The organism is Streptomyces sparsus, from assembly GCF_054776295.1.
The window spans coordinates 1-17,886 of the sequence record NZ_BAAHCA010000030.1 but is presented as its reverse complement, the minus strand read 5'-3'; the positions used below and the strand labels follow the sequence as shown (position 1 = coordinate 17,886).

Here is a 17,886-nt window from a genome sequence, read left to right as displayed (position 1 = left end):
TCCGCCACAGCAGGTAGAGCACCGGCAGCAGCACGGCGCCGCCGGTCTGCTTGACGAGTACGGCACCGGCCACGAACAGGCCGGCCGCCGCCCAGCGTCGCCGGTCGGCGCACCAGATCGCCGCCGCGGTCATCGGCAGCATGAACACCTCGAAGGTGGCCGCCTGGGTGTCCTCCGGATTGAGGCCGATCGACGCCAGCACGCACAGCAGGCCGGCCGTCACACCGGCCCGGTCGCCCCAGCGGCGGCGGGCGAAGGAGGCCAGCAGGGCCGCGGTGGCCGCGACGGCGATCACCGCGAGCACTTTCAGCGGCCACAGCGACGTGTCGCCGAACACGGCGAAGGACGCCTGGTAGAGCCACGGCAGCAGCGGCGGTTTGCGGTCCACGACGTTGTCGTAGAGCGTGCCGCCGTCCGCGAGCATCCGGGCCTGCGTGGCGAGGAAGCCCTCGTCGGGGTTCCACAGCGGGCGGCTGAACGACGGCAGCCGGACGGCGGCGGACACCGCGAGCAGCAGCGGGAACAGCCACAGCCAGTAGTGCGCGGAGGGGGTGCGCTGCCGACCGCCGCCGACCGCCGCCCATCGCAACCGGCGGCTTGCGGCGGTGTGTGACGGTTCGTCAGGGTATGCCGGGGTCCGCGGGCTGTCCGGGATCGACAGCGCGTACCTGCCCTGCGGTGGCTCAGCGGTCGGCATGGGCCCAACCTATCCGGCCCCGCACAGCGCCCCGGTGAAGGGGGCGTGCGGGGCCGGATCGGGCGGAGGTGTGCGCCGGTGCCGCCGAGCGGTCAGTCGCGGGCCCGCTCACGGGCGGCGGCCGGCTCGTCGAGGTCGCCGTAGCGGGCCACCAGGCCGGTGACCTGCCGGGCGATGTCGGGTGCGGTCAGGCCGATCTCGGCCAGCACCTCCTTGCGGGAGGCGTGGTCGAGGAAGCGCGGCGGGATGCCGAAGTCCCGCAGTGGGACGTCCACTCCCGCGTCGCGCAGCGCCTGCGACACCGCGCTGCCCACGCCGCCGGCGCGGCTGTTGTCCTCGACGGTGACGACCACCCGGTGCCGTTCGGCGAGCGGCGGCAGGGCGGCGTCGACCGGCTTGACCCAGCGCGGGTCGACCACCGTGGTCGAGATGCCCTGCTGCTCCAGCAGGCCGGCGATCTCCAGGCACATCGGGGCCAGTGCGCCCACCGAGACGAGCAGCACGTCCGGCTGGTCCGTCCCGGCGTGCCGCAGCACGTCCATGCCGCCGACGGTGCCCACCGCGGGCACCGCAGGGCCCACCGCGCCCTTGGAGTAGCGCACCACGGTGGGCGCGTCGTCCACGGTGACCGCCTCGCGCAGCTGGACGCGGAGCTGGTCCGCGTCGCGCGGCGCGGCGATCCGCAGGCCGGGCACCACCTGAAGGATCGACATGTCCCACATGCCGTTGTGCGAGGCGCCGTCGGTGCCGGTGACACCGGCCCGGTCCAGGACGAAGGTGACGCCCAGGCGGTGCAGGGCGACGTCCATCAGGACCTGGTCGAACGCGCGGTTGAGGAAGGTGGCGTACACCGCGAACACCGGGTGCATGCCGGCGGTGGCGAGGCCGGCGGCGGAGACCGCGCCGTGCTGTTCGGCGATGCCCACGTCGTAGACCCGGTCCGGGAACGCCTCGGCGAACCGGTGCAGCCCGGTGGGGCGCATCATCGCGGCGGTGATGGCGACGATGTCCTCGCGCTCCCGGCCGAGGTGGACCATCTCCTCACCGAAGACGGACGTCCAGTCCGCCCCGGAGGAGCTGACGGGCAGCCCGGTGTCAGGGTGGATGACGCCGACGGCGTGGAACTGGTCCGCCTCGTCCTGGCGGGCCGGCTGGTAGCCGCGGCCCTTCTCGGTGAGGCAGTGCACGATGACCGGGCCGCCGAACCGTTTGGCGCGCTGGAGTGCGGACTCGACCGCGGTGATGTCGTGGCCGTCGATCGGGCCGACGTACTTCAGGCCGAGGTCCTCGAACAGTCCCTGGGGCGCGATGAAGTCCTTGAGGCCCTTCTTGGCGCCGTGCAGCGTCTCGTAGAGCGGCCTGCCGACGACCGGGGTGCGGTTGAGCACCTCCTTGCCGCGGGCCAGGAAGCGCTCGTAACCGTCCGTGGTGCGCAGGGTCGCGAGGTGGTTGGCGAGGCCGCCGATGGTGGGCGCGTAGGAGCGCTCGTTGTCGTTGACGACGATGACCAGCGGCCGGTCCTTGGCCGCGGCGATGTTGTTCAGCGCCTCCCAGGCCATGCCGCCGGTGAGCGCGCCGTCGCCGATGACGGCCACCACGTGGTCGCCGGTGCGGCGCAGCTCGTTGGCCTTGGCGATGCCGTCGGCCCAGCCCAGCACCGTCGAGGCGTGGCTGTTCTCGATCACGTCGTGCTCGGACTCGGCGCGCGACGGGTAGCCGGAGAGGCCGCCCTTGGTCCGCAGCCGGGAGAAGTCCTGCCGTCCGGTGAGCAGCTTGTGCACGTAGCTCTGGTGGCCGGTGTCGAAGAGCACCTTGTCCCGTGGGGAGTCGAAGACCCGGTGCAGGGCGATGGTCAGTTCGACCACGCCCAGGTTGGGGCCCAGGTGGCCGCCCGTCCTGGAGACGGCTCCCACGAGGAATCCGCGGATCTCAGCGGCCAGCTGGTCGAGCTGTTCCGGGCTGAGTCCGTCGAGGTCGCGCGGTCCCTTGATGCGGGTCAGCATCGCCCCGTCGTCACCCACCGCGTCGGGTTGACGCTCGTCGCGCGGCACCTTTGGCACTGAGCCTCCTTAGCTGTCGAGCCGGTACAGGCCTGAGCCGATCAGTTGAGTCTAATGTTCCGGCCCGAACGGCGTACTCCGGAGGGTGCGAGATGCGTCACGCGGGGGGCGCGGGACGCGGGCGCGCCCCGTACGCGCGACGCCCGCCGGTACCAGTCCGCGCCCCCTTACGGGGCGGGTGGTACGGGCGGGCGCCGTGGTGCGGGTGGGGGCCGTGGGCCCGCCACCGGGTGGCCGGTCAGGTACGGCCGGCGGACTTCTGGGTGCGGCGGGAGACCGAGTCGATGACGACGGCCGCCAGCAGCACACCACCGGTGATCATGTACTGGACGTGGGCGGGGCTGCCGAGCAGCGCCAGGCCGTTGGCGATGGAGCCGATGACCAGCATGCCGAGCAGTGCCGACCAGACCTTGCCCCGGCCGCCGAAGAGGCTGGTGCCGCCGATGACGGCCGCGGCGATGGCCTCCATCAGGAGGTTGCCGCTGCCGGCGCCCTGGTTCGCCGCGGCGATGCGGGAGGCGATCAGCAGACCGCCGCACGCGGCCATCGTGCCGGCCAGGGAGAACACCGAGATCCGCACCGCGACCACGTTGATGCCGGCCCGGCGGGCGGCCTCGGTGTTGCCGCCCAGGGCGAACACCTTTCGGCCGTAGGTGGTGCGGCGCAGCAGCAGGTCGAAGCCGACCAGCACGATCAGGAAGATCAGCAGCGCCAGCGGCAGACCACGGTACTGGTTGAGCATGTACGCGGCCACGAAGGCGAGGACGGCCAGCACACCCGTGCGGACGGCGATCTCGCTCATCGGCCTGGACGGCACCCCGGCCGCCGAGCGGCGGCGGGTGTCCATGAACTGCGCGCCGAAGTAGCAGACCACCGCGACCAGGGCGAGACCGTAGGCGGCCGCGACGTCGGAGAAGTAGTGGCTGGACAGCGTGGCGACGAGGCCCTGGTCGTCCAGGTTGATCGTGCCGGTGCGGTCCAGGACCTGGAGCATCAGGCCGTTCCAGGCGAGCAGGCCGGCGAGGGTGACGACGAACGCGGGCACACCGATCTTCGCGAAGAAGAAGCCGTGGACCGCGCCGGCGGCGGCACCGGTGAGCAGCGCGAGGATCACCGCCAGCCACTCGGCCATGCCGTTGTTGACGGCCAGCACCGCGAACACCGCGCCGGAGAGACCGCTGACCGAGCCGACGGAGAGGTCGATCTCGCCGAGCAGCAGCACGAAGACGATGCCGACCGAGATGAGGCCGGTGCCGACGACGTAGACGGAGAGGTTGCTGAGGTTCTGCGCCGACAGGAAGTTCGAGTCCAGCGTCTGGAAGATCGCCCAGATGACGATCAGGCCGACGACGACGGGGACCGAGCCGAGCTCACCGCTGCGCATCTTGCGCGCGAAGTCGCTCAGGTAGCCCTTGAGGCCCTGCTCGCGGACGAGCAGCCGGGGGTCGACCAGGGGGCTGTCGCCGGTGGCTGCCGCCGACGTGCTGTCCCCGGGGGACTTGGAGAGGTCGGTGCTCACTGCGTTCCCTCCGCGGTGCGTGCCTTGCGTCGGGTCACGGCGTTTTCCGTGGCGCCGGTGATGGCGGAGATGATCTCCTCCTGCGAGGTCGTCGCGACGTCGAAGACGCCGTTGTTGCGGCCGAGCCGGAGCACGGCGACCTTGTCCGCGACGGCCTTGACGTCGGCCATGTTGTGGCTGATGAGGATGACCGCGAGGCCGCGTTCCCGCAGCCGCTCCACCAGGTCGAGGACCTGCGCGGTCTGCTCGACGCCGAGCGCCGCGGTGGGTTCGTCGAGGATGACGAGCTTGGGCTCGCCGAGCATCGAGCGGGCGATGGCCACGACCTGCCGCTGACCGCCGGAGAGCGAGGCGACGGGGATGCGCACGCTGGGGATGCGGATCGACAGCGAGTCGAGCAGCTCACGGCTGCGGCTCTCCATCCGCACCTCGTCGAGCACGCCGGCGCGGTGGACCTCGCGGCCGAGGTACAGGTTGCCGACGACGTCCAGGTTGTCGCAGAGCGCGAGGTCCTGGTAGACGGTGGCGATGCCCAGGTCCTGGGCGTCGTGCGGGCGGTTCACCGTGGCAGGGCGGCCCTGCCACTCGAGGGTGCCCTCGTCGGCGGGGCCGACTCCGGCGATGGTCTTGACGAGGGTGGACTTGCCGGCGCCGTTGTCGCCGACGAGCGCGACCACCTCACCGGCGTGGACCTCCAGGTCGACTTCGGTGAGCGCCTGGACGGCACCGAAGCGCTTGGAGACTCCGCGCAACGCCAGAACCGGCGTAGCGGACATGAGGACCAACTCCTAGGGGATGTGCGCAAGGACATCCGCCCGGCCCGGTCCCGGGGTGGGCACCCCGGGACCGGGACTGGGCGGCAGCTGAGCGGGGCGGAAGGTTTCGCCTCCCGCGGCGGAAGGGCCTCCCCGTCCCGGGAGGGGCGTTCGAGGCCCCTCCCGGACTCCCGGCCGGCGGATTACTTCAGGCCGGCCTTCTCGCACGCCTTCTGGTACTTGGCCGTGCAGATGTCGTTCAGCTTGTAGAGGCCGTCCTTGAGCACGGTCTCCTCGATGTTGTCGACGGTGAGCGAGACCGGCTTGATCAGCGTGGCCGGCACACCCTTGGTGGTGGGGCTGTCGATGGTGGACTCCGCCTTGACTTCCTCACCGCGGGCAAGCGCGATGGCCATCTCGGCCGCCGCGTCCGCCTCGGGCTTGTACGGCTTGTAGACGCTCATGAACTGCTCACCGGCGACGATGCGCTGCACACCGGCGAGTTCGGCGTCCTGGCCGGTGACCGGCGGCAGGGTGTCGAAGCCGGCGCCCTTGAGCGCGGTGATGATGCCGCCCGCCATGCCGTCGTTGGCGGAGTAGACGCCGACGATCTTGTCCTTGCCGATCGACGCGATCGCGCCGTTCATGTTCTTGTTGGCCTCGCTGGGCTTCCACTCGGTGGTGTCGTAGGACTTGCCCACCTTCACCTTGCCCTCGAGGACGGACAGCGCGCCCTTCTTGAACATCGCCGCGTTGGGGTCGGTCGGCGAGCCGTTCATCATGACGATCTGGCCGTCGTCGGCCTTGTCACCGATCTCGTCGAGCAGCGCCTGTCCCTGGACCCTGCCGACCTCCTCGTTGTCGAAGGAGGTGTAGGCGGAGATCGGGCCCTCGGCGAGACGGTCGTAGGCGACGACCGGGATGCCGGCCTCGTCGGCCTTCTTCACCGATCCGGAGACCGACTTGGCGTCCACCGCGTCCAGGATGATCACGTCGACGTCCTTGGTGATCATCGAGTTCATCTGCTGCTGCTGGACGGACGCGTCCTGCTTGGCGTTGACGTACGTCACCGAGCAGTCGGCGCACAGCTCCTTGATCTTGGCTTCGATGAGCGGCCGGTCGAAGTTCTCGTAGCGGGCGGTCTGGTCCTCCGGCAGCAGCAGGCCGATGGAGAGCGGACCGTCCTTCTTCTTCTCTTCCGTATCGGTGTTGCCACCGGACTCCTTCGCACTGCCGCAAGCGGCGAGCGAAGTGGCCATTGCGGTGGCGGCAAGAGCGACAGCGGCACGACGGAGAGTCGCGTTCATGATGGGTACCTCCCTGACGAGGCCGCGACGGTGCGACCGAGGTGGCGTGAAGTCAACCGCCAGCCGAGTGCGTCGTCAAGAAGTAAATAATTAACGAGAAGGCAACGATGCCATGCGTGAACAACCTGAACGCAGCGTGTCCACCGGATTCGGGCACTCCGCAGGCCCGTACGGGCAACTGCCCGTACGGGCCTGCACGGAGCGGCTCCGACCCGCCGTACGAGGTCAGGCCGAGGCCGGGACCACCTCGCCGACGGGCTCCAGCAGGGGGGCGTCGCCCATCTCGTTGAGCACCAGCGCCAGGGCCCCGAGCACCTCCGCACGTCCGCCCAACGCGCCCGGCACCACCGAGAGTTGGCGGGCGGCACTGGGGATGGCGTAACGGGAGACCGAGTCCCGGATCGGGTCGAGCACCAGATCACCCGCTTCTGCGAGATCCCCGCCCAGCACCACCCGGCTGGGGTTCAGCAGGTTGCAGAGGTTGGCGACACCGCTGCCGATGTGGCGGCCGATGTCCGCCACGACCCGACGGCAGCCCGGGTCGCCGCCGCGGGCCAGCGCGACCATCGAGGGCATGGTCAGGTCGGCTCCGTGGCTCGGGGTGAGCAGCGGCAGCACGTAGCGGGCGGCGGTGAACGTCTCCAGGCAGCCGCGGTTGCCGCAGCGGCACACCGGCCCGGACTCGTCGAGGGTGATGTGCCCGATCTCGCCCGCGGTGCCCCCGGGCCCCCGGTAGATCTGGCCGCCCATCACCAGCCCGGCGCCGACGCCGCTGGCCACCTTGATGTAGGCCAGGTCCGCCACGCCCCGTCCGCTGCCCCAGACGAGCTCTCCCAGGGCGCCCAGGTTGGCGTCGTTGTCGACGTGCACCTCGACACCGAGGCGCCCGGTGAGTTCGTCGCGCGGGTTGATGCCGGTCCAGCCCGGGAGGATGGCGGTGGAGCCCAGCACCCCGGTCTCCACGTCGATCGGCCCGGGCACCCCGAGACCGACGCCGATGACCTTCTGCCGGTTGACCCCGGTGGCGGCGATGAGCCGCTCGACCAACTGCTCGGCACGGTCGAAGCCCTGCGCGGCGGAGGCGTCCACGTCGATCGGTTCGGCCTCCTCGGCGAGCACCTTGTGCGCGAGGTTGCCGATCGCCACCCGCAGGTGCGAGTGCCCGAAGTCGACGCCCACCACGACGCCCGCGTCCCCGGAGAGCGACACGCTGCGCGCCCGGCGCCCACCTGCGGAGGTGGGGGTGACGTCGACCGTGCCACTCTCCTTGAGCTCCCGGACGATATTGGAGACGGTGGCCGCCGACAGCCCGGTGGCCCTGGCGATCTCGGCCTGGGTCAGCGACCCGGCCATGCGCACGGCCCGGACGACGCGCTCCAGGTTGGCCCGGTGCAGCGAGGACTGCGATCCCGGTGTCTCCACTACTGATCCACTCCCGCCTGGACGGCACGGCACGCCGGCCGCCCGCCGACCGCGCCACACCTGTGGGGCAACGGCCTGTTTCCAACATATGAACTCTAAGGGGACCGTGTGGGGTTCTCCCCCGTCAAGACCTTGAGCGGGGTGGGTGCTCGAATGTGGCCGACACGACCAGTGCACGTCGATCACGTGGTACGACGCGGACGACCGGCCCGCCGACGGTGCCGGATAGGTGGCCGATGCCGTCGAGAGTCGTGCCCGGCCCGGGTGAGAGCGTGACCAGCCGGTCCCCCGGCGGGACTCACCGCGGGCCGGAGGAAGTGGTTCCGCCCGCCCGTCCGGGCCCCCGGCGGATATCGTCCAACCGGAGCGCTCCCGGTCGGCCACCGCCCCGCCCGGTCGCGGGCGGGTGGGTCGTCGGCGGGTGGGTCCCGCCTGGGTGGCAGGAGGTGGTGGCGATCGCGCGGATGTCGGCGGGCGGCACGCCGACGGCCTGGAGCGACAGCACCGCGTACTGGAGACCGACGTCGTGCGCGCTGAGCCGGCCCTGCGGACGGAACCAGAGCCCGGCGTTGACGCACAGGTCGAACAGCGCCTTCGCGGTGACCGGGACGTCGGCGGGGCGCCCGTCCGGCAGCGCCATGCGGAACAGGCCGCGCTCCACGCCGGCCGTCAGCACGTGTTCGCACTGCCCGCGGAGGCGGCGCTCGCGCTGGGACAGGGCGTCCGCCTGCTCCCGGGGCAGGTACCGGTACTCGGTGCGGCTCACCGAGGTCTCGGCCCGGCGCAGCGCGCAGAACACGGTCACCGCCCGGGTGAGCTCCCACAGCTGACGGTCCGGGTCCGGCCCCCCGTCCCGCAACGCGGACGCCAGCCGCTCGGCGAGTTCCGCGTGGTTGCGGGAGGCGATCGCGTGGAGCAGTTCCTCCTTGGACCGGAAGTGGTTGTACATCGCGCCCGGCGTCAGCCCCAGCCCGGCGAGGATCTCGCGCACGCTCGTCCTCGCATAGCCCTGCCGGTGGAACAGTTCGGCGGCCACCATCTCCAACCGCAGCCGGGTGCTCTCCCCGGCCGGCGGGGCGCCTCCGGCTCCGGACGAGGTGGTGCCCATGCGTCGCTCCCCCGCTGTTCCGTGCCGGTGGCGGTCGGGCCGCGGGCGGCGAACCGCCCGAAAGCCGCTTTCCGGTCACCCTACAAGCCGGCCAGCCGACGGCGGGGACGGTGACGCGGCCCGGTGGCCGGGACGACCGGCCACCGGACCGCCGGCCACCGGCGGGCGTGAGGGGGTGCGGCTACTTGAGAGTGGCGGCGGTCAGCCCGGACTGGACCTGCCGCTGGAAGGAGAGGTAGACGACGAGCACCGGCAGCATGGCGATGGTCATGCCTGCGTAGAGAGCCGGCAGGTCCCCCTCGTAGCCCTGCTGCTGCATGATGTTGACCAGCCCCTGGGCCAGCACCGAGCGGTCGGGGTCACTGCCGCTCTGCTGCTGCATCAGGGTGAGCGGCAGGATGTACTGGTTCCACTGCCCCAGCACGTTGAAGATGCCCACGCTCAGCAGCCCGGGTTTGGCCATCGGCAGCATGACCTGGAAGAAGATCCGGGTGTGCGAGGCACCGTCGAGCACGGCGGCCTCGTGCACGGCCGTGGGCAGGGTCCGGAAGAACGAGCTGAGGAAGAACACCGTGAACGGCAGCGAGTAGGCCACGTAGACCAGGACGAGGCCCTGGTAGGTGTTCAGCAGACCGAGCCGGTTCACCATGAAGTACAGCGGGACGAGGGCGAGGAACACCGGGAACATCGCCCCGGCGACGAAGAAGTAGTAGAAGAAGCGGTTTCCGGGGAAGTCGTAGCGCGCCAGGACGTAGGCGGCCATGGCGCCCAGCAGCATCGTCAGCGGCACCGAGAACACCATCACGATGACGGTGTTCAGCAGGTAGTCGCCGACGCCCTTGTCCCAGCCGCGCTGGAAGGCGTCCAGCGCCCAGTTCGTGGGCACGCTCCAGGCGCTGGAGCCGATCTCGGCGTCGGTCTTGAAGGCCCCCAGCACGATCCAGACCAGGGGCAGCACGATCATGACCGTCCACAGCACGAGGAAGCCGTGCGAGAAGACGTTGAGCGTGCGGCCCTCCATCACGTCCCTGGAGGGCCGGTCCCCGGTCGCCTTCCCGTACCCGGCGTCCGGGTCGCCCGGCACCTTCGTGCGCGGCGGGATCTTCGGGGGTTCCTGCGTCGACATCGTCATGGCGGCTTCTCTCCTCAGAACTCGACGCGCTCGCGGCGGCTCGCCCGCAGCGTGATGAGTGAGACGACCAGGGTGAACAGCAGCATCACGACACCGATGGCGCAGGCGTACCCGGCCTTGCCGAAGACGTTGAAGTTCCGCATCAGGTAGGTGGCGAGGACCTCGCTGCTGTGGTCGGGGCCGCCGCCGAACTGGCCCGGGGTGAGGGTGGACACCAGCAGGAACGCGTCCATGGCCAGGATGGCCAGGAAGACCCACGCGGTCTGCACCGTGTCCCACAGCAGCGGCAACGTGAGCCGGAAGAACGTCTGGGTGCGGCTGGCACCGTCCAGCATCGCCGCTTCGAAGTAGTCCCGCGGGATGGACTGCATGGCGGCCGAGAAGAGCACCATGTAGAAGCCGACGCCCGACCACACCAGCACGAAGATCAGGCACCAGCGCACCAGGGCGGGGTCGTTGAGCCACTCGACGGGCGACGCCGGGTCCGACAGTCCGACCTTGACGAGCACACCGTTGAGCAGCCCCGCCTCGTCGCTGCGGTAGACCGCCCGGAAGAGGATCGCGAGGATCGCGATGGACAGCACCTGCGGGAAGAAGAAGACGATCCGGTAGAGACCGGCTCCCCGCACGCCCTGGACGCCGCCGACGGTCCCGCGCCCGCCCACGTTGATCATGAACGCGAAGAACAGGGCGAGCAGGATGGTGAGGACGGGGACGAAGACCAGGAGCTGGACGTTGTTCCGCAGCGCGCTGAGGAACACGTCGTCCTGGAACAGCGTGCGGTAGTTGTCCAGGCCCACGAAGTTGAACGACTGGGACTGCCCGCTCCAGTCGGTGAGCGAGTATCCGAAGGTCTGCACGTAGGGCCAGACCACGAACACCAGGTACAGCCCGACGGGCATGAAGAGAAACCCCGCGATGAACGGGTACTTGCCTTGCCGCATGACACCCAGCTCCCGGCTCGTCGCCCTCCTCGGTCAGTCCCGCTTGTTCTTCTTGCTCGCCGGGTCCTTCGCCGCCTTGTCGACTGCCGCCTGCGCCTTCTTCAGCCAGTCGGCGGGCTTGATGCGCTTGGCCATGAGTTCGGCGGTGGCGTTGCGGATGGTCTCGTCCATCTCGCTGTACCACTCGGTGTACAGGTAGTCGAAGCGCTCCTCGGCGGGGCAGGCGTCGACCGCGGCGATGGCCGACTTGATGCCGGGCCGGAGCTGCACGCCGTCGTTCACGGCACCGTCGACGATGGACAGTGAGCTGACCTCCTTGGCGAAGCTCGTGGACCACTCCTTGGAGAGCATCTGCCGCATGAACTCCAGGCCGCCGAAGGGGTTTTTGGCCTTCGCCGGCACGATGAACGGCTCACCCGCTCCGGCCCGCAGCGCGTGGAACGGCATCACGCTGCCGTCGAGCACCGGCACCGGCAGGAACGTCATCTCGAAGTCCTCCGGAGTGGCCTTGAGTTGCTCGTTCTCCAGCCAGGAGCCGCTGGGGATGAAGAGTGCCTTGCCCTCGTTCCACTTGGTCTGCGACTCGACGTGGTCCAGCCCGTTGGTGCCGGGCATGAGCAGGTCCTTGTCGACGATCTGGTACACCGCCTCGATGGCCCGCTCGGCGGCGTCGTTGCCGACGAACGCCTTGGGGTCGAGGTTGTCGATGGCCTTCATGGAGTCCAGGCCGCCGGTCTTGGCGATGAGGTCCATGATGACGACGTTCATGTAGTAGGGGTGTTTGCCCTGGTGGGCGAGCCCGCCGATGCCCTTCTTCTTCGCCTCCTGCATCACGGAGAGGAAGTCGTCCCAGGTCTCGGGCGCGGTCCAGCCGTTGTCCTCGAACAGCTTGCCGGAGTACCACAGGCCCCAGACGGTGTAGACGTAGTTCAGCGCGTGCATTCTGCCGCCGAAGAAGCCCTTCTCCGCCGTGCCCGGGATGAGGGTGTCGCGGACCTTCTTGGCCGGGTCGTCGACCGAGGGCGCGTCGAGCAGCTGGGTCAGGTCCGTCAGCTGGCCCTGCTTGTGCAGCACGTCCAACTTGATCGACTGGGCACCGGAGTTGTCGACGAGGTCCGGCGGGTTGCCCGCGTTGAACCGGGGCTGGAGCTTTCCGGTGATCTCCTGGGTGCCCAGGTGGCTGACCTCCGCGTCCCACTTCTTCGCGTAGACGCTCTCCCACTGCTTCGCGTACTCGTCGCCGAACCCGCCCTTGAATACCACCACGTCGAGAGCGTTGCCCTTGTTGACACCGAAGGGGTTGTCCTTGGTGACGGTGCCCTTCTTGACGGGCTTCCCCTCCTCACCGCCGCCGGACGCGCACGCCGAGAGGGCCGCGACTCCCGGCACGGCGATCAGACCGATCGCCGCCGCTCGCTTGATCAGGTCACGACGGTTGACGTTGGTGGATCCCATGCTCAAGTCCTCGCCTTCTTACGGGACTCAGGCGGTGTGTTACCGGTCTCCCGTCGACGCGCCACTGGCGAAGGGCCCGACACCGCGGGTCAGTTGAAGCTGGGGTCGTTCGGTCGGGTCCGCTCGCGCGACTGCGTCCGGCGGTCCGGGTGCCGACAGGTATAGTCCACTCCCCACCGGCGAGGCAAGATCGAGAACCGGACCGCCCGGCGACTTTCCCGAGTTGAGACCTGGCGAGCACAGCCGAGCGGTGCCCCGGCACGCACGACGGCGCCGCACCCCGCCGATGCGGGGTGCGGCGCCGTCGGTGGTGCCGACTGAGCGGAGTTGTTACTTCCGGATCAGCGAGCGCAGCACGTACTGCATGATGCCGCCGTTGCGGTAGTACTCGGCCTCACCCGGGGTGTCGATGCGCACCTTGGCGTCGAACTCGACGCCGGAGTCGGTGCTCACCTTGACCGTCTCGGGAACGCCGCCGTCGTTCAGCGCGGTCACGCCCGTGATGGAGTAGGCCTCCTCGCCGGTCAGGCCCAGCGACGCGGCGGAGGTGCCCTCCGGGAACTGGAGCGGCAGCACACCCATGCCGATCAGGTTCGAGCGGTGGATGCGCTCGTAGGACTCGGCGACGACCGCCCGCACACCCAGCAGCGCGGTGCCCTTGGCGGCCCAGTCGCGCGACGAGCCGGAGCCGTACTCCTTGCCCGCCAGCACGACCAGCGGGATGCCCGCGGCCTGGTAGTTCTGCGACGCGTCGTAGATGAACGTCACCGGCGCGTCGGCCGGGTCGTCAGACTGGGTGAAGTCGCGGGTGTAGCCGCCCTCGGTGCCGGGCGCGATCTGGTTCCGCAGCCGGATGTTGGCGAAGGTGCCGCGGATCATGACCTCGTGGTTGCCGCGGCGCGAGCCGTAGCTGTTGAAGTCGCGACGCTCCACGCCGTGCTCGTTGAGGTACTTGGCGGCCGGGGTGTCGGCCTTGATCGCACCGGCCGGGGAGATGTGGTCGGTGGTGACGGAGTCACCCAGCTTGGCCAGCACGCGGGCGCCGGAGATGTCCTCGACCGGGTCCGGGTCCATGCCCATGCCGTCGAAGTACGGGGGCTTGCGGACGTAGGTGGACTCCGGGTCCCACTCGAAGGTGTTGCCGGTGGGGATCGGCAGCGCCTGCCACTGGGCGTCGCCGGCGAAGACGTCGCTGTAGCTGCGGCCGAACATCTCCTGGCCGATCGCGGAGGCGACGACCTCCTCGATCTCCGCCTCGGTGGGCCACACGTCGGCCAGGAAGACCGGCTTGCCCTCCTTGTCGGTGCCGATCGGGTCGCGGGCGATGTCCACCTTCATGGAGCCGGCGAGGGCGTAGGCCACCACCAGCGGCGGCGACGCCAGGTAGTTCATCTTGACGTCGGGGTTGATCCGGCCCTCGAAGTTGCGGTTGCCGGACAGCACCGAGACCACCGCGAGGTCGTGCTCGTTGACGGCCTTGGAGACCTCGTCCGGCAGCGGGCCGGAGTTGCCGATGCAGGTGGTGCAGCCGTAACCGACCAGGTTGAAGCCCAGCTTGTCCAGGTACGGCGTCAGGCCGGCGCGGTCGTAGTAGTCCATGACGACCTTGGACCCGGGGGCCAGCGTGGTCTTCACCCACGGCTTGCTGGTCAGGCCCTTCTCCACGGCCTTCTTCGCCAGCAGCGCGGCACCGACCATCACCGACGGGTTCGAGGTGTTGGTGCAGGACGTGATCGCGGCGACCGTCACGGCGCCGTGGTCGATCTCGTAGGTCGAGCCGTCGGGGGCGGTCACGGTGACCAGCTTGACGGGGATGCCGTTGGAGACGGCAGGGGCGTCGGAGGCCGGGAAGGACTCCTTGCCCGCCTCGTCGAGGTCCGTGTCGTCCACGTAGTTGCGCACGTCCTGGCCGAACTGGTCGGCGGCGTGGGACAGCGCGATGCGGTCCTGCGGGCGCTTCGGGCCCGCGAGGGACGGCACGACGGTGGCGAGGTCCAGCTCCAGGTACTCGGAGAAGACGGGCTCGTCGGCGGGGTCCGCGTTCGGGGCGAGCCAGAGGCCCTGCTCCTTGGCGTACGCCTCGACCAGGGCGAGCTGCTGCTCGTCGCGGCCGGTGAGCCGCAGGTAGTTGATCGTCTCCGCGTCGATCGGGAACATCGCGGCGGTGGAGCCGAACTCCGGCGACATGTTGCCGATGGTGGCGCGGTTGGCCAGCGGCACGGAGCCGACGCCCTCACCGTAGAACTCCACGAACTTGCCCACCACACCGTGCTTGCGCAGCATCTCGGTGATGGTGAGCACCAGGTCGGTGGCGGTGGTGCCGGTCGGCAGCGAACCGGTCAGCTTGAAGCCGACGACCCGCGGGATCAGCATCGACACCGGCTGGCCCAGCATCGCGGCCTCGGCCTCGATGCCGCCGACGCCCCAGCCCAGCACGCCCAGGCCGTTGACCATGGTCGTGTGGGAGTCGGTGCCGACCAGCGTGTCGGGGTAGGCCTGGCCACCGCGGACCATGACCGTGCGGGCCAGGTGCTCGATGTTCACCTGGTGCACGATGCCGGTGCCGGGCGGCACCACCTTGAACTCGTCGAACGCGGTCTGGCCCCAGCGCAGGAACTGGTAGCGCTCGCGGTTGCGGCCGTACTCCAGCTCGACGTTCTGACCGAACGCCTCCGGCGTGCCGAAGCGGTCGGCGACGACGGAGTGGTCGATGACCAGCTCGGCCGGGGCCAGCGGGTTGATGCGGTCCGCGTCACCGCCCAGCTCCTTGACCGCCTCACGCATGGTGGCGAGGTCGACCACACACGGCACGCCGGTGAAGTCCTGCATGATCACGCGGGCCGGCGTGAACTGGATCTCCTGGTTCGGCTGCGCCGTCGGATCCCAGCCACCCACCGCCCGGATGTGGTCGGCGGTGATGTTCGCGCCGTCCTCGGTACGGAGCAGGTTCTCCAGCAGCACCTTCAGGCTGTAGGGAAGACGCGCCGCGCCCTCGACCTTGTCCAGCCTGAAGATCTCGTACGACTCGTCGCCCACTCGCAGCGTGCTGCGAGCGACGAAGCTGTTCGCCGACACGACAGTCTCCTTCAATGCATGAATTCGCGTGTACCACCACGATCCTGCCGTTGCAGGACCTTGCCCGTCCGCTGAGGTAGCCCTAAGTTAGGGTGACCTAAGAAACATGGGCAGTGGCTCGCCCTCCGGCAGATATCTCGATGTCGAGATAACTGTAGTACATCGCCGTCGAACGGTCATGCCCCGGCCCGCCACGCGTACCCGCGCGCCGCCGACCGACTCCCCGACACGCCCCCGGTCCGCCGCGACACGCCACCGGCGCCTTGCCGCGCGTCACGGACACACCCGACACAGCGCGCGAGCATGAGCAAAACCGGCTATACACAGATATGACAGCAGAACAGTCCCCGCCCGAGCGCCGTCGGCCACACCCCAGCCGTCACCCGAATGGCTCTACTCACAGGCGAGTTCATCTCATATCTGAGATAGGGTCACGTCCATGACCGACGACTACCTCGCCCGTATCGGCAAGCTCATCCGGGACGCCCGCCAGCACCGGGGCTGGACGCAGGCACAGCTCGCGCAGGCACTCGCGACCAGTCAGAGCGCCGTGAACCGCATCGAACGTGGCAACCAGAACATCAGCCTTGAGATGATCGCCCGCATCGGCGAAGCGCTGGACAGCGAGATCGTCGCCCTCGGCTACTCCGGTCCGATGCACCTGCGCGTGGTCGGCGGGCGACGCCTGTCGGGCAGCATCGACGTCAAGACGAGCAAGAACGCCTGCGTGGCGCTGCTCTGCGCCTCCCTGCTCAACTCCGGACGCACCGTGCTGCGCCGCGTCGCCCGCATCGAGGAGGTCTTCCGCATCCTGGAAGTGCTCGGCTCGATCGGCGTGCGGACCCGCTGGATCAACGACAGCAGCGACCTGGAGATCGTGCCGCCGGCCACCATCGACCTCGCCGGCATGGACGCCGAGGCGGCCCGCCGCACCCGGTCCGTCATCATGTTCCTGGGCCCCCTGCTGCACCGCCTGGACCACTTCCAGCTGCCCTACGCCGGCGGCTGCGACCTCGGCACCCGCACCGTCGAACCGCACCTCCAGGCGCTGCGCCGCTTCGGCCTCGACGTGACGGCGACCGAGGGCACCTACCACGCCGTCGTCGACCGGTCCGTGAGCCCCGACCGGCCCATCGTGCTGACCGAACGGGGCGACACCGTCACCGAGAACGCCCTGTTGGCCGCCGCCCGCCACCCGGGCGTCACGGTGATCCGGAACGCGTCCTCCAACTACATGGTCCAAGACTTGTGCTTCTACCTGGAGCTGCTGGGCGTCCAGGTGGAGGGCGTCGGCACCACCACGCTCACCGTGCACGGCAAGGCCCACATCGACGTGGACGTCGACTACTCCCCCTCCGAGGACCCGGTCGAGGCCATGAGCCTGCTCGCCGCGGCCGTCGTCACCGAGTCCGAACTGACCGTCCGCCGCGCCCCCGTGGAGTTCCTGGAGGTCGAGCTCGCCGTACTGGAGGAGATGGGCCTCGACCACGACCGCAGCCCCGAGTACCCGGCGGACAACGGCCGCACCCGCCTCGTCGACCTCACCGTGCGCCCCTCCAAACTGGAGGCGCCCATCGACAAGATCCACCCCATGCCGTTCCCCGGCCTGAACATCGACAACGTGCCGTTCTTCGCCGCCATCGCCGCGTCCGCGCACGGCTCGACCCTCATCCACGACTGGGTCTACGACAACCGCGCCATCTACCTCACCGACCTCAACCGGCTCGGCGGACGCCTGCAACTGCTCGACCCGCACCGCGTGCTCGTCGAGGGCCCCACCCGCTGGCGCGCCGCCGAGATGATGTGCCCGCCCGCGCTGCGCCCGGCCGTGGTCGTCCTGCTCGCCATGATGGCCGCCGAGGGCACGTCCGTGCTCCGCAACGTCTACGTCATCAACCGCGGCTACGAGGACCTCGCCGCCCGCCTCAACTCCGTCGGCGCACAGATCGAGATCTTCCGCGACATCTGAAAGAACCCGGGAACAGGTACGCGAAACCCCTCCTGAGTCGCACAAACGCGAGACAGGAGGGGCCTGTGGGCACCCCTGGGACTCCTCTGGGAATTCTGGCCGGGCTCGGAGGTTGCGGGTGACAGGCACTTCACGTGACACGTCATCGGAAGCACGTCACCGCAGCTGGGAAGGAAGAAGTACAGGTCAAAAGCGGCTTTCGGATCCGGCAGGAGGACAACAGGCGTTCGGAGCGTCGAATGGGCGTCACGGCTTTCCGTTCGACCAGGCCGTTCCGCGGACTGGCCGACTGCCGCCGGACGCACCCGGTCACGCACGAGACAGCGGGCACCCAGCGGCGACCGCGCCCACCGCGGGCACGGGCGGGTGCAGCGACCGGAACGCCGCGACCGGAACAGTCGTGCGGACACCGGCGTGCGGGGCCACAGCGTCGACCGCGGTGG

12 protein-coding genes are annotated in these 17,886 nt (G+C 69.7%); 1 reads left to right on the top strand and 11 read right to left on the bottom strand.

Annotated features, from left to right (window positions below; all coding sequences use genetic code 11):
* The 11 genes from ACYVE9_RS04110 to acnA all read right to left on the bottom strand — a co-directional run.
* On the bottom strand, window positions 1–697 hold a 697-nt coding region (locus ACYVE9_RS04110; protein WP_461026308.1), incomplete at its 3' end, for an ArnT family glycosyltransferase.
* A gap of 92 nt (window positions 698–789) precedes the next feature.
* Window positions 790–2,700, bottom strand: a complete 1,911-nt coding sequence (dxs, locus tag ACYVE9_RS04105; protein ID WP_461026310.1) for a 1-deoxy-D-xylulose-5-phosphate synthase — start codon at window positions 2,698–2,700, stop codon at window positions 790–792.
* Between the two features lie 295 nt (window positions 2,701–2,995).
* Entirely contained in the window at window positions 2,996–4,276 is a 1,281-nt protein-coding gene (locus ACYVE9_RS04100; RefSeq protein ID WP_461026307.1) for a sugar ABC transporter permease, read from the bottom strand.
* Window positions 4,273–5,052 (bottom strand): ATP-binding cassette domain-containing protein, encoded by a 780-nt coding sequence (locus ACYVE9_RS04095; RefSeq protein ID WP_461026306.1) that lies wholly within the window; start codon window positions 5,050–5,052, stop codon window positions 4,273–4,275. The genes ACYVE9_RS04100 and ACYVE9_RS04095 overlap by 4 nt, the downstream gene beginning before the upstream one ends.
* A gap of 182 nt (window positions 5,053–5,234) precedes the next feature.
* Window positions 5,235–6,338: an ABC transporter substrate-binding protein gene (locus ACYVE9_RS04090; RefSeq protein ID WP_461026305.1), complete on the bottom strand. Its 1,104-nt coding sequence runs from the start codon at window positions 6,336–6,338 to the stop codon at window positions 5,235–5,237.
* A gap of 225 nt (window positions 6,339–6,563) precedes the next feature.
* Window positions 6,564–7,760, bottom strand: coding sequence for an ROK family transcriptional regulator (locus tag ACYVE9_RS04085; RefSeq protein ID WP_461026304.1), 1,197 nt, complete (start codon window positions 7,758–7,760; stop codon window positions 6,564–6,566).
* 298 nt (window positions 7,761–8,058) lie between these two features.
* A complete protein-coding gene (locus tag ACYVE9_RS04080) occupies window positions 8,059–8,868 on the bottom strand; it encodes a TetR/AcrR family transcriptional regulator (RefSeq protein WP_461026303.1) in 810 nt (269 codons plus the stop codon).
* A 181-nt stretch (window positions 8,869–9,049) separates the two neighbouring features.
* On the bottom strand, window positions 9,050–9,994 hold the full coding sequence (locus ACYVE9_RS04075; protein ID WP_461026309.1) for a carbohydrate ABC transporter permease: 945 nt from the start codon (window positions 9,992–9,994) through the stop codon (window positions 9,050–9,052).
* 20 nt (window positions 9,995–10,014) lie between these two features.
* Window positions 10,015–10,944: a carbohydrate ABC transporter permease gene (locus tag ACYVE9_RS04070; protein WP_461026302.1), complete on the bottom strand. Its 930-nt coding sequence runs from the start codon at window positions 10,942–10,944 to the stop codon at window positions 10,015–10,017.
* A 33-nt stretch (window positions 10,945–10,977) separates the two neighbouring features.
* Window positions 10,978–12,399: an N-acetylglucosamine/diacetylchitobiose ABC transporter substrate-binding protein gene (gene ngcE / locus ACYVE9_RS04065; RefSeq protein WP_461026301.1), complete on the bottom strand. Its 1,422-nt coding sequence runs from the start codon at window positions 12,397–12,399 to the stop codon at window positions 10,978–10,980.
* A gap of 330 nt (window positions 12,400–12,729) precedes the next feature.
* Entirely contained in the window at window positions 12,730–15,474 is a 2,745-nt protein-coding gene (acnA, locus tag ACYVE9_RS04060) for an aconitate hydratase AcnA (RefSeq protein WP_461026300.1), read from the bottom strand.
* A 439-nt stretch (window positions 15,475–15,913) separates the two neighbouring features.
* On the opposite strand from acnA, the gene ACYVE9_RS04055 reads away from it, so the two are divergent.
* Window positions 15,914–17,443 carry a UDP-N-acetylglucosamine 1-carboxyvinyltransferase gene (locus tag ACYVE9_RS04055; RefSeq protein ID WP_461026299.1) on the top strand — a complete coding sequence of 510 codons (1,530 nt, stop codon included), beginning with the start codon at window positions 15,914–15,916 and terminating at the stop codon, window positions 17,441–17,443.
* Window positions 17,444–17,886 lie beyond the last annotated feature (443 nt).

Excerpts from the sequence above, each read along its gene's own strand:
- dxs (WP_461026310.1), bottom strand. The coding sequence starts at position 2,700 with ATGCTGACCCGCATCAAGGGACCGCGCGACCTCGACGGACTCAGCCCG.
- ACYVE9_RS04095 (WP_461026306.1), bottom strand. The coding sequence starts at position 5,052 with ATGTCCGCTACGCCGGTTCTGGCGTTGCGCGGAGTCTCCAAGCGCTTC.
- ACYVE9_RS04090 (WP_461026305.1), bottom strand. The coding sequence starts at position 6,338 with ATGAACGCGACTCTCCGTCGTGCCGCTGTCGCTCTTGCCGCCACCGCA.
- ACYVE9_RS04080 (WP_461026303.1), bottom strand. The coding sequence starts at position 8,868 with ATGGGCACCACCTCGTCCGGAGCCGGAGGCGCCCCGCCGGCCGGGGAG.
- ACYVE9_RS04075 (WP_461026309.1), bottom strand. The coding sequence starts at position 9,994 with ATGTCGACGCAGGAACCCCCGAAGATCCCGCCGCGCACGAAGGTGCCG.
- ACYVE9_RS04070 (WP_461026302.1), bottom strand. The coding sequence starts at position 10,944 with ATGCGGCAAGGCAAGTACCCGTTCATCGCGGGGTTTCTCTTCATGCCC.
- ngcE (WP_461026301.1), bottom strand. The coding sequence starts at position 12,399 with ATGGGATCCACCAACGTCAACCGTCGTGACCTGATCAAGCGAGCGGCG.
- ACYVE9_RS04055 (WP_461026299.1), top strand. The coding sequence starts at position 15,914 with ATGACCGACGACTACCTCGCCCGTATCGGCAAGCTCATCCGGGACGCC.